Here is a 12,138-nt window from a genome sequence, read left to right as displayed (position 1 = left end):
TGACCAAAGCGTCGGGGAATAGTGGCAACACTGGCCTCATGCCGACTGAAATGCGGGGAAGAGAACATCGTTCTCCAACCAGATATGCGTCTTGAGGTCGTCGACGAAGGTATTTAGCTCCCGGTACAGGGTGCGCCATGTCCGACACGCGTCAATCGGGGGCTGGAAGCCGCACGTCTTTGACTCTATTATTGAAATATCACCTGAATGGTCGTCATGATCTGAACGCATCACCGCGATGGGGTGACCGAAGTCGCCGCCATTTCCGAATCTTATCATCGGAAAGAGCATCAGCTCTTCCTTCTTCATGTGCATCTCGAGCTCGCCTCGCATGCGCTGCAGCACATCCGCCAGATCGACAGGCATGTCCGGGTGACCGGCGTGAACCTGTTCTACCTTGCGGCAAAGCTCGATAATGCCGGGTAATTGTTCGCGGTGCCGAATGTGGAAGCGCGTTTCAATGAACTCTGTCAGTCTTGCCAGAGACTGGTGCGGGGTTTGAAGCATTCTCCGCCTCGTTGTTCGATATTGTTCCCGCGTCAAGTCTGGCAGAATCTTTCAGCCCTCATTTGTTCCAGCGCAATTGAACGCAATTTTGAAGCGAACGGATTCGCCAGGCACGGCTTCGTCGTGCGAACCGCGGTTCTTATTCTTCCGAATCAGGTCCCGACGGCTTCGATGCCCCGCCGCAGGGCGTTCACGAATTCCGGGACGAGGCGCTCGCTCACCGAAGCGCTCGACCAGTAGGGGTTCATGAAGACGCCGCGCATCAGCACCAGCCGGTCGTCGTCGTCTTCAAGGCCGTGGCGGGCTGCATGCGCCGCGATCTGGGCCGACTGGCCCGGGCGGCGCAGCGTCGTCATCGACAGCTCGAACTCCCCGGCTTCACGCACCGCGTCATACAGCGACGCGGTATGCCGGTTGGCCGAGGACAGGGCTTCCCCGTCAGCGGCGAGCGAGAAGCAGGCGATATTGCTGTCGGCGGGCTCGAGGAAGCGAATTTCGGGGAGGGCGGTGCGCACCGCCTCCTGGAAAGTCTGCCGCGCCCGCACCGTGCCGGCGAGGATCGCGCCAAAGCGATCGGGGCGAAAACCGATCGTGCGCCCGGTCAGCCACATCGCCGCTGCGCCCGAGGCCGGGCGCGAGCCCTCCAGCGTCGCTGACCAGAGGTCCCGGGCCAGATGCGGGCGTTCGAGATAGGGCGCATCGAATACGGAGACGGCATAGCGGTCTGCATCGCGCGCGAGAAAGGCACCGCAGGCATAGGGCGTGTAGCCCAGCTTGTGCGGATCGATCGTCACCGAATCCGCCCGGCCGACCGCCCTCAATGCCTCGCGGACCCGGGTCGATAGAACGGATTCGTACGGGCCGCCGGGGATGGTGCAGAGAAAGCCGCCATAGGCGGCATCGACATGGTGCCAGATGCGCCAGCCGCGTTCGGCCTGCAGGCGTTCGAGGAGATCGCAGACCGTGTCCACGGGATCGACTTCCCCGGTCTCCGTCGTACCGGCCACCGAGACGACGGCAAGGACCGGACGGCCCGCCGCCGCGGCCTCGACCAGCCGGCGCTCCAGGTCCGGGACATCGAGGCGGCCCTCCGCATCGAGGCCGACACTCCAGAAGGCTTCCTCGCCGAGTCCGAAGACATTGGCCGCCTTCTGCCAGGAGAAATGCTTGTTGCCCGGCACCAGCACGACCGGGCCGGAATACTCCTGGCCGCTGGCGGCGCCGATGCGGCGAAAGATGTCGGCGGGATTGCCCGCCACCGCGCTGGCGCGGCGCAGTTCGGCAGCCGGAGGATTGTGAGTGGAGACCAACTCCGAAAAGCGCGCCCAGCCCATGTGCGCCGCCGCGAACAGATCGAGCGTTTCGCCGGTCTTCTCGGCGATCCACAACGCCAGTGCCAGCCAGTGATCGAGCCGGTAGCGGGCGCGCCAGACCCCCTCGAAATTGGCGATCGTCCCGCCGGATGTGAAATGCCCGCGCGCGGCGGCCGGATCGAAGCCGATCATCTCCGCCAGCATCGCGATCGCCTCGGCCTCGATCACCGTGCCGACCTTCGAGACTTCCCGGGACGTGTTGTTCGGATTGTGCAGCAGCGCGGTGAAATGCCCGAACAGCGCCGGCAGCGACAGTTCGGACACCATGTGGCCGGCATAGCGCGGCGAATAGGTCGGGGTTTCCCGGCGCAACAGAGCCATCAGTTCGGCCAGGGCCTGTGCGGTCCGTTCGCGCTCGACCAGAAAACCCGGGGTCAGCCGCTCCTCCGCGCCGATCGCGGCGGGGTCGCCAGGACGGGTGCCGCGCCGCCAATCGAACCAGTCATCGACGATCGCCTGGAACTCGGAGCGTACCCAGGACTCGTTCTCGGATCGCGGGCCCGGGAAATAGGCCTTGGGTCCGGTGTCTTCCTTGCGCGGCATTTCGCTCTTTCCTTTTTTGGTCGACAGTGGGCGATTCAGAAGCTTTCGAGCCATCGCAGAAGAAGGCGAATGGCGACGTACAGGATTAACGCAGCCGTCAGACGACGAATGATGGACGGACTGAGGCGGCGGCTGGCAAACCATGAACCGATCTGACCGCCAAACAGCACGGCAAGGGGTAGGGGCCAGTAGGGAACTGCCATCGCAAGGATCTCCAGATCCTGCAGCTTGGAAATCTGACCTGCGAGCCCAGCAATCGAATTTGCCAGAATGAAGAGACTGCTCGCCCCGGCGATCTGGCGCGGAGTGCCCCAACCTAGGGCATAGAGGATCGGGGCCAGAAAGATGCCGCCTCCAATTCCGACAAGTCCCGACAGCAAGCCGATCGCACCGCCAATGGCCATACCCACCGGAGCGGGAATCGCGATGCGTGACATTGACCGCGACCCGGATTGCTCTTTCTGGAGAGCAAGATGGATACCGCTGACCAACAGAGCTCCGCCAAGCAATCCGACGAACAGCGTTTCGCTGATGGGCAGTCTTCCGCCGATCCAGGCGGCCGGGACCGAAGTCACGAGATACGGAAGAAGCTGACGGATCGGCAATTCACCGGCAGCCCGGAACCGAACAACGCCTCCGGTTACGACGATGACATTACATACAAGAGCAATGGCCGGCAGAATGCGGTAATCGACCCCGCTGATGATCAGCAGGGCGCTATATGTTGATCCGCCACCAAAACCGACGCTGGCGTACAACAGGGCTGTGGCGAAAAATGCGGCGACCAGTAAGAGCGTCACGCTTCAGTTCCCGTGCCGGGAGTAGGGATTTTCGTTCGTGATAGGGAAACAACGACCGGTCGCCTAAGACTTTCGTCTGGCACGCTCGCCAAAAACACTTGGACTTTAGATGACGAATGTCATGCCGTGTTCCGTGCTCTTGGGCTACCCAGATCGGAACATTCGGGCGGGCGAAGGCATGGGAGTTTTCGATGAGGTTGGGCTTCTACGGGCGGATATCCACGACCTACGGGAACGACATCGACGTGCCTGCGGTCAGCGCCGGGCTCTCCATTGCCGAATTGCGTCGCGAATTGGCGAGGAGATCCGGATACGAGGACATACTCGATCCCATTTACCGCGCCGCTGTGAACAACGTGATTGTGACTGAAGACCATCACGTCCGCGAAGGCGATAGAGTTGACTTCCTCAGCCCGCTCTCCGGCGGGTGACGTTGATGAAGCCGAACACGACAGTCTGGATTGATGCAGAACTTTCCCTGGGACTCATCGATAGGGTCAGGCGGGTCAATGCGTTGCGGCACGCCGTTCCGGATTGCGGTGCCATGGTAACTTTCGACGGGATGGTCCGGCCGTCCAGCAAGGAAGGCGAGAGTATCGAGGCTCTGATTCTCGACCATCATCCGGAGATGACGGCGCCGTCCATCGAGCGTATCGCCCATGACGGTGCCGCACGGTTCGACGTGCAGGGCATCTCGGTCGCGCATCGCTCCGGACGACTTCTGCCAGGCGACATGATCGTGTTCGTTGCGGTTGCCAGCGCCCACCGCAGAGCGGCCTTCGAATGCGCGGACTATCTCATGGACCGGCTCAAGACCGATGCCGTGTTCTGGAAACGCGAACAGGGAGGATTCGGCGAGCGCTGGATCGAGCCCACTTCTGCAGACAAAAAAGATCGGGAGCGCTGGTATGAAGAAACCGCCGGGCATTGACGAGGCTTTGCGGTTCTATCCGCTGAACATCGCAGTCCTTACCGTTTCCGACACCCGCACCGTGGAGACGGACACTTCCGGCGCACTGCTTGCGGAGCGCGCGGCGACGGCGGGGCATGAACTTGTCGAACGCGCCATCGTCAAGGACGAGGTCGCCGCCATCCGCGAAACCGTTTCGCGCTGGATAGCCGACCCCGGAATTGATGTCGTGCTGACGACGGGCGGAACGGGGTTTTCTCCGCGGGATGTAACTCCGGAAGCGATCAAGCCGCTATTTGCACGCGAGATGGACGGCTTCTCGATCGTCTTCCACCAGGTGAGTCTCGGCACTGTGGGCGTTTCTACCTTGCAATCCCGCGCCTTTGCCGGACAAGCAGGAGAAACCTTCGTATTTTGTGTCCCAGGATCGACCGGCGCCTGCCGGGATGCCTGGGAACACGTGTTCGCATTCGAGCTCGACAGCCGGTTCCGGCCCTGTTCGCTGGTGGGTCAGATCGAGCGCTATCGAGGTCTGTGCCCATGACTCGACTGACCCATCTTGATGGTCAGGGTCGTGCCCATATGGTGGACGTGACTGAAAAGCCCGCAAGCAGCCGCCGTGCTGTCGCGAGCGGACACGTACGTTGCAAGCCGTCGACCCTCGCGATGGTCCGAGATGGGCGGGCCCCCAAGGGCGCTGTCGTCACAGTGGCCGAAATCGCTGGTATCATGGCGGCCAAGCGCACGCATGAACTTGTCCCGCTTTGTCATCCGCTTGCCCTGAGCAAGGTGGCGGTTACCGTGGAAATCGATGACGCCCTGCCGGGGTTCCGGATCGAAGCCGATGTTCGGGTGACGGGCCAGACGGGCGTCGAGATGGAAGCGCTGACGGCGGTGAGCGTCGCGGCGCTAACGCTCTATGACATGCTGAAAGCCGTCGACAGGGAAATGGTGGTCGAAGCCATTCGGCTCGAGAAAAAGAATGGCGGAAAATCGGGTGACTGGGCGGCAGGGACGACGGCGTCATGATCTCTTTCGACGAGGCGCTCGCCAGCGTCGTCGCAATTGGCCAGCCGCTGGGTGTTGAAACCATCCCTTTCCCCGAGGCATCGGGCCGGGTGCTTGCCAAAGCCGTGTCGGCGCGGTTTGCCATGCCGCGAACCGACGTATCGGCCATGGATGGTTATGCCGTCCGCGATGCTGATCTCTGCGCCCTGCCGTTCAGCCTGCCAATTGCAGGCGAGTCGGTTGCGGGTTCTCCTCCCGGACAGGTTCTGCCTGCCAGGGCTGCCATGAGAATTTTCACGGGCGCCCCTTTGCCGGAGGGAGCGGACCGGGTCATCGTCCAGGAGAGCGCCCAGCGTGACGGCAATGTGGTCACCTTCCATCGTTCGTATGGTCCGGGCCGCCATATTCGCAAGGCGGGTTCCGATTTTCGCGCCGGTGAACTTCTGATGCCGGCTGGCCGGTTGCTGGACTGGAAATCGCTGACAACGGCAGCGGCAGGCGATCGCGGGGAGGTCAGTGTGTTTCTCCGGCCACGGGTCGCGATCATCGCCACGGGCGACGAACTCGCCGACCCGGGAGTGGCCGGAACGCGTCCGGGCGCGATCCCGGAGAGTGTTTCCTATGGAATTGCCGCGCTGACTACGCAGCAGGGTGGGATCGTGGTCCGCTGCGAGCGTTTGCCCGATCAGCCGGCCCGGCTCCGGATCGCTGCGGCCCAAGCGCTTGCAGATGCGGACCTTCTGATCATGATCGGCGGAGCGTCGGTGGGAGACCGCGACCATTCGCGCTCGGTCTTCGAGCAAGACCTGGACTATGTCTTTCCCAAGGTTGCGATAAAGCCCGGCAAGCCGGTCTGGCTCGCCCGCGTCGGTCGGCGACTTGTTCTTGGTCTGCCCGGAAATCCGACGTCCGCACTGGTGACGGCGCGACTTTTCCTTGTTCCTTTGCTGCAGGGATTGAGTGGGCGAGATCCGGGGGAAGCGGTCGTCTTCGAGACGATGATCTGCAGCGACCCTCTACCGGACTGCGGTGACCGGGAAACATTCCTGCGTGCGCGCAGGATTGACGGCAGTCTCCGTTTGGCGGTCTCACAGGATTCCAGTGGACAGTTGGAACTTGCGACGTGTGACGCGCTGATCCGCCTCTTGCCCGGAACTCCCGCATTGCCAGCGGGAACAGCGGTGTCATTCCTGCCATTCTGACCCTGGTCGATTGATCTCAGTCAAACGCGGAGACCGCAGGATTCAGCGCAGTCGCAGTCGGCGCGCATCCTTCAAGACGCCGCACCGAATCACAAATCCTGACCGTTCCTTTGCATTGAGAAACAGGAACGAAACCGATGCCCCTCGATACGACACTCGCGGAAGAAATCTGGGACAAGAAATACCGCTTCCGATCCGACACGGGCGAGGATGCCGACCTTGCGGCCACGCTCGACCGCGTTGCGGACGCGGTTGCCAAGGCTGAAAAGCCCGCGAACCGCAAGTTTTGGCGGGCTCGGTTCCGCGAGGCGCTGACGGATTTCCGCTTCATTCCTGCGGGTCGGATTCTCGCCGGTGCCGGGACGCAGCGGAATGTGACCTTGTTCAACTGCTTTGTCATGGGTGCCATACCCGACAGCCTTCCCGAAATCTTCGAGCATTTGCGCGAAGCCGCCATAACGATGCAGCAGGGAGGCGGGGTCGGAATGGATTTTTCGACGATCCGGCCTTCGGGTGCGCCAGTGAAGGGCGTGGGCGCGCAGGCGTCAGGACCGTTGTCATTCATGGATACATGGGATGCCATGTGCAGGACCATCATGTCCGCCGGTCAGCGGCGGGGAGCCATGATGGGGTGCTTGCGTATCGATCATCCTGATATCGAGGCCTTCATTGACGCCAAGCGCGATGGGCAACGGTTCAGGAACTTCAATCTTTCGGTGCTGGTCACCGACGCGTTCATGGCGGCGCTGGAACGCAATGACGATTGGGCGCTCTCTTTCAATGGCCAGACCTATCGCACGCTACCTGCCTCGGACCTGTGGAACCGCCTCATGCAGGCGACCTATGACGCGGCCGAGCCGGGCGTAATCTTCGTCGACCGGGTGAACGCGCTCAACAATCTGGCCGATATCGAGAGGATCTCTGCGTCGAATCCCTGCGGCGAGCAGATGCTTCCACCTTACGGTGCTTGCCTTTTGGGCTCGGTCAATCTCGCGCGGCTTGTCGGCTCGCCCTTCGAACCGGGTGCCAGCATAGACGAGGGAGAACTCGAAGCACTGACGGAAACCGCCATTCGGTTCCTCGACAATGTGATCGACATTTCCCGATTTCCGCTCAACGCTCAGGAGAAGGAGGCCCGTTCCAAACGCCGGATCGGTCTTGGAATCACGGGGCTTGCCGACGCGTTGATCTTTTGCGGCGCCGCCTATGGCTCGGACGAGGCGGTTGCACTGACCGAGCGGTGGATGGGCTCGATCAAGCGAGCGGCCTATCGCACATCGGCAAGACTTGCTGCGGAAAAGGGAACGTATCCGCTCTACGATCAGGCCGTTCTGGATCGGCCGAATCTTGTGACCCTCGATGATGAGACCCGGGCGCTGATTGCGGAACATGGCTTGCGCAATGGGTGCCTGACATCGATCGCGCCGACCGGAACGACGTCGCTCCTTGCCGACAACGTGTCCTCCGGAGTCGAACCCGTTTTTGCCTTCTCATACGCCCGGAAGGTGCGCCAGGCCGATGGCTCAAGCGTCGAGGAACCCGTTACCGACTACGCGCTCCGGGTCTGGCACAATCTCTACGGCGAAACGCCTCCGCCCGACCACGTGTTTGTCAGCGCGCAAACCCTGGCGCCGGAGGATCATCTGCGGATGCAAGCGTGCGCCCAGAGATTTATCGACAGCTCCATCTCGAAGACGGTGAATTGTCCGGCCGATATCAATTTCGAAACATTCAAGGATGTCTACCTCCAAGGCTACCTGCTCGGCTGCAAGGGGCTGACGACTTATCGACCGAATGCGATCACGGGATCGGTGCTTTCGGTTAAAGACGCGCCTGTGACGTCGGACGCACAGCACGCGCCTCTGACACCGCGCGCGCGCCGGCTCGAAGGGGTGACCTACAAGCTGAAATGGCCTCCCAGCGCCCATGCCGTCTACGTGACCATCAACGATGCAGATGACGGACAGGGGCCTCGACCTTTCGAAATGTTCGTCAATTCCAAGAACATGGATCACTATCCTTGGACCCTTGCGTTGACACGTATGGTTTCGGCCGTGTTCCGGCGCGGCGGCGATGTGCGCTTTGTTGCCGAGGAACTGCAAGCAGTGTTCGACCCCCAGGGCGGGGCGTTTATGGATGGACGGTATGTCCCGTCTCTTCCGGCGGCGATTGGCCGGATTGTGGCTGAGCACCTTGACGAAGCGGGCGGTATCGAACCGGCAAATGCGAGCGCGTCCGATGCGTCCTGCTGCCCGAAGTGCGGTCAGAAATCGCTGATCCGCAAGGAAGGCTGTGACACCTGCCTCGACTGTGGTCACTCGAAGTGCGGCTGAGACCGTGAAAGGAAAAAAGAATGGCGACCAGCGCTGAACGGATACGCGCCTATAAGGGACCGGCCCTGTTCAGCCTGGGCCTGCGGCCCTTCTTCCTCTTGGGGGCGATCTGGTCGGCGATCGCCGTGCCGCTCTGGATCGTCACTTATGCGCTAGGGCCGGACGCTCTGCCGGTGGAGGCGGGGCTCGACTTCCATGTGCATGAGATGACGTTCGGATATGGCGGGGCAATTGTCGCAGGCTTTCTGCTGACCGCTGTGCCAAACTGGACCGGGCGGCTTCCGGTCTGCGGCGGACCGCTCGTTGCGCTGGTCGCGCTTTGGATCGCGGGCCGCGCGGTCATGCTGTTCCAGCCAGGACCAGTGTGGCTGCCGGGCGCGATCGAGAGCGCATTCCTCGTTTCTTTTGCGGGTCTGATCTGGCGCGAAGTCATCGCCGGAAAGAACACCCGCAACGTGAAAGTCGCGGCCGCAGTCAGCGCGCTCGCGATCGCCAACATGGCCTTTCACTGGACGAGCGTCATGTCGGGCGGAATGCCGCAAATTGCGATCCGGACTGGGCTTGCGGCGCTTCTGTTCCTGATCCTGCTGATCGGCGGGCGCATCACGCCAAGCTTCACCCGCAACTGGCTCGGCAAGCGAGGCGGAGCGATGCCCGCGCCCGCAGGACGCTATGACAGCGCGGTGTTGATTGTTTCACTGGCCGCACTGGCGGGTTGGGCAGTGACCGACGGAACGCCTGTCGCCTCTGTGCTGCTCGTCGCAGCGGGACTTTTGAATCTGGCGCGTCTGGCGCGGTGGCAGGTACAGCGCACACTTGCCGAACCGCTTGTAACCATCCTGCATGCAGGATACGCATGGGCGGCGGTGGCGCTCCTGCTACTGGGTTTCAGCGGGCTGTTTCCTGAAGTCATCCCGCGCGTTGCAGGAGTTCACGCGGTCGGCGCAGGCGCGATCGGGGTGATGACTCTGGCTGTCATGACGCGGGCGACTTTGGGACACACCGGTCTGGGACTGCACGCCGGTTGGGCGACCGTCCTCATCTATGTGCTCGTAAATCTGGGCGCATTGATGCGTGTGGCGGCAGCGTTCCAGGAGGCGGCGATCCAGACGCAAACCAACATCGTTGCGGGCGCGGCCTGGTCGGCTGCCTTTGTAACGTTTGCAGTGGTCTATGGCCCAAGGCTGATTTTGCCGCGCTCCAGCCGGTCCCTTTGACTCTTCCCTGGATTTAGCTTGACCACCATCAATCCCGAGTGGAGCGCGCGTCAAAGACATAAGGGACCGCGTTCCCTACCGTGAATTCAATTCGCTCCGAGCCAACGGATCTAAAGCGCGCGGTCTGACTTCGCGCCATGGTTTTTTGGCCGTGGGTGACAGCGGGAAACCCTGTCGCCTCCCGTGCTTGGAAAGGAGCCACGCGATGACGTATCCCGGCGCTGTGGCGGCGGACACTTTCGGGCGCAGGTTCCGCTACCTGCGGCTCTCTGTCACCGAAGTCTGCAATTTCCGTTGCACGTATTGCTTGCCCAACGGCTTTCGCAAATCCGCGGACATGGATTTTCTGACGGTGGATGAAGTGGGGCGGCTGGCGAGAGCGTTCGCAGATCTGGGCATCAGCAAGATCAGGCTGACGGGAGGCGAGCCGACCGTCCGCAAGGACATGACCGATCTGATTGCCGTTGTCGCGGCTCAGCCCGGGATCGAGAAGGTCGCGCTGACGACGAATGGATGGAATCTGTTCCGCCATGTCGAGGATTGGGTGGAAGCCGGGCTGACCCATTTGAACGTCAGCATCGATGCACTGGATCGGGACACCTTCCAGCGCATCACGGGACACGACAGACTCGGTGACGTGCTCGCGGGACTAGAGCGCGCGCAGACACTGTCGTTGCGGTCCGTCAAGGTGAACGCCGTTCTGCTGCGTGACAGCCTTGAAGACGGCTTCTCGGCCTGGACGGAGTTCGTGCGCGAACGCCCCGTCTCGGTGCGGTTCATTGAACTTATGCGCACAGGCGACAACAAAACGTTCTTCGAGAACCAGCATGTCAGCGGCAAGGAGTTGCGCCACTGGCTGGAAAGCCGTGGCTGGACCGCGACAGTGCGCGGCGTCGATGACGGTCCGGCGACCGAATTCGAGCACCCAGATCACGCAGGCCGCATTGGCCTGATAGCCCCGTATGAGTCCGGTTTCTGCGACGGATGCAATCGGTTGCGGGTGACCGCACGAGGGCGGCTGAGACTGTGCCTGTTCGGACAGGGAGAGCGGAATCTGCGAGACCTGCTTGAGCACGACGCGGATGCCGAAACCCTGAAGGCGCGTGTCCTCGAGGCACTCGTAATCAAACCCGCCGGGCACACCCTTCATGCCGGCGATCCGGGCGACATGATGAATCTCGCACAGGCAGGCGGCTAAGCACTAACTTCGGTCAAGCGTGCCGCGCTGTCTTTCGGTAAACGCCTTGCCAAACTCGTTCCTGCTCTGAGCATAGTGATTGTCGATCAGGGGGCTCGGACGGGCGAGACGCTCGAGGGCGGCCGGCTTTTCAATGTGCACACGGGCCCCTTCGACAGAAACGCCCTGTGCGTGGAGCTTGGCGAACGCGCGCGAGAGATTCTCCGGCGTCATTCCGAGAAGCGAAGCCAGTATCCGCTTTTCGTGCGGCAGGACGATCGTGTCCGTCTCGCCCTGTCTGACCCTTTGGGTGAGCAGATAATTGGCCAGGCGTTCGGTTGAATCCCGGAGCTTCTGGTTCTTGATCGCACGCACCAGTCCCCGGTAGCAGCCAGATAGCTCTTCGGAAATCGCGAAGCCAAACGCTGAATCTTGTTTCATCGCGCTGCGCAAGGATTCGCCGGGAATCATCAGGATTTCCGATTTTTCAAGCGTGACAGCGCTCATCAGTGCGTCAGCGTCGAGTACGACGGCGGCAAGGATGAATGTGGAAACGGGGCGAAGAACCGCGAGTGTCGTATCGCGCGACTTCCATCCGGCACCGAGTTCGACCGATCCTTCAAGAAGCACGTAGAGAAAATCGACCGGATCGCCCTCGAGGAGGAGCGTCGTGTTCGCGGGAAACCGTTGAAGGAACGCGCCGGAAAGCACTCTTTCTCGGGTTGGTGCAGCCGCGTTTGAAAAGAACGAGATGTTGTCAATCCGTTCTGCGTCGCTCGCTCGGATCGGCATGGACAATCATTCCTTTCGCTATCTGAGTTTTGCTATGGGACACCGTTCTCCGCCGATAGCTTGATCAAAGTCAAGTGTCGGATTGCCGCAGTTCAAGGCGCAGGGCCGTCTCGGTCAACGCGAAGACGGCGCACAATCACCTGTTCGACGATCGATCTCAACTCGGCTCCCAGAACCGCATTTGAGCAAGGGTCCGAGCAAAAAAAGTCAAGGCTTCGTCGTGGCCTGAATGGCAATCGTTTTCCCACTTCTCGCGTTTCCGCGCAGATCGGGGGG

At 61.6% G+C, this 12,138-nt stretch carries 12 protein-coding genes and 1 riboswitch; of the genes, 8 read left to right on the top strand and 4 right to left on the bottom strand.

Features of this window, described 5'->3' with window-relative positions; all coding sequences use genetic code 11:
* Positions 1–36: 36 nt before the first annotated feature.
* The 3 genes from L5876_RS09890 to L5876_RS09880 form a co-directional block, all read right to left on the bottom strand.
* Entirely contained in the window at positions 37–507 is a 471-nt protein-coding gene (locus tag L5876_RS09890) for a hemerythrin domain-containing protein (protein WP_236956173.1), read from the bottom strand.
* Between the two features lie 152 nt (positions 508–659).
* Complete coding sequence (locus L5876_RS09885) at positions 660–2,423, bottom strand: pyridoxal-dependent decarboxylase (protein ID WP_236956171.1); 1,764 nt, start codon at positions 2,421–2,423, stop codon at positions 660–662.
* A gap of 35 nt (positions 2,424–2,458) precedes the next feature.
* Positions 2,459–3,223, bottom strand: a complete 765-nt coding sequence (locus tag L5876_RS09880) for a sulfite exporter TauE/SafE family protein (RefSeq protein ID WP_236956169.1) — start codon at positions 3,221–3,223, stop codon at positions 2,459–2,461.
* A 197-nt stretch (positions 3,224–3,420) separates the two neighbouring features.
* On the opposite strand from L5876_RS09880, the gene L5876_RS09875 reads away from it, so the two are divergent.
* The 8 genes from L5876_RS09875 to moaA all read left to right on the top strand — a co-directional run bounded on the left by L5876_RS09875 (position 3,421) and on the right by moaA (position 11,091).
* A complete protein-coding gene (locus L5876_RS09875; RefSeq protein WP_236956168.1) occupies positions 3,421–3,654 on the top strand; it encodes a MoaD/ThiS family protein in 234 nt (77 codons plus the stop codon).
* Between the two features lie 5 nt (positions 3,655–3,659).
* On the top strand, positions 3,660–4,154 hold the full coding sequence (locus tag L5876_RS09870) for a molybdenum cofactor biosynthesis protein MoaE (RefSeq protein WP_236956167.1): 495 nt from the start codon (positions 3,660–3,662) through the stop codon (positions 4,152–4,154).
* Positions 4,132–4,677 carry a molybdenum cofactor biosynthesis protein B gene (moaB, locus tag L5876_RS09865; protein WP_236956166.1) on the top strand — a complete coding sequence of 182 codons (546 nt, stop codon included), beginning with the start codon at positions 4,132–4,134 and terminating at the stop codon, positions 4,675–4,677. The genes L5876_RS09870 and moaB overlap by 23 nt, the downstream gene beginning before the upstream one ends.
* On the top strand, positions 4,674–5,162 hold the full coding sequence (gene moaC, locus L5876_RS09860) for a cyclic pyranopterin monophosphate synthase MoaC (RefSeq protein ID WP_236956165.1): 489 nt from the start codon (positions 4,674–4,676) through the stop codon (positions 5,160–5,162). Before moaB ends, moaC begins: the two co-directional genes overlap by 4 nt.
* Positions 5,159–6,343 (top strand): molybdopterin molybdotransferase MoeA, encoded by a 1,185-nt coding sequence (locus tag L5876_RS09855; protein ID WP_236956164.1) that lies wholly within the window; start codon positions 5,159–5,161, stop codon positions 6,341–6,343. The genes moaC and L5876_RS09855 overlap by 4 nt, the downstream gene beginning before the upstream one ends.
* Positions 6,344–6,480: 137 nt before the next feature.
* A complete protein-coding gene (locus L5876_RS09850; RefSeq protein WP_236956163.1) occupies positions 6,481–8,676 on the top strand; it encodes an adenosylcobalamin-dependent ribonucleoside-diphosphate reductase in 2,196 nt (731 codons plus the stop codon).
* A 20-nt stretch (positions 8,677–8,696) separates the two neighbouring features.
* On the top strand, positions 8,697–9,893 hold the full coding sequence (locus L5876_RS09845; protein WP_236956161.1) for an NnrS family protein: 1,197 nt from the start codon (positions 8,697–8,699) through the stop codon (positions 9,891–9,893).
* Between the two features lie 82 nt (positions 9,894–9,975).
* A riboswitch (molybdenum cofactor riboswitch) is annotated at positions 9,976–10,107 on the top strand.
* Positions 10,099–11,091, top strand: a complete 993-nt coding sequence (gene moaA / locus L5876_RS09840; RefSeq protein ID WP_236956159.1) for a GTP 3',8-cyclase MoaA — start codon at positions 10,099–10,101, stop codon at positions 11,089–11,091. (Overlaps the previous riboswitch by 9 nt.)
* Before the next feature lie 3 nt (positions 11,092–11,094).
* On the opposite strand, the gene L5876_RS09835 is transcribed toward moaA, so the two are convergent.
* On the bottom strand, positions 11,095–11,862 hold the full coding sequence (locus tag L5876_RS09835) for a cyclic nucleotide-binding domain-containing protein (protein WP_236956158.1): 768 nt from the start codon (positions 11,860–11,862) through the stop codon (positions 11,095–11,097).
* Between the last annotated feature and the right edge of the window lie 276 nt (positions 11,863–12,138).

Origin of the sequence: Hyphobacterium sp. SN044, from assembly GCF_021864465.1 — a bacterium.
Taxonomy (GTDB): domain Bacteria; phylum Pseudomonadota; class Alphaproteobacteria; order Caulobacterales; family Maricaulaceae; genus Hyphobacterium.
This window is presented reverse-complemented; position numbering and strand designations above follow the sequence as displayed.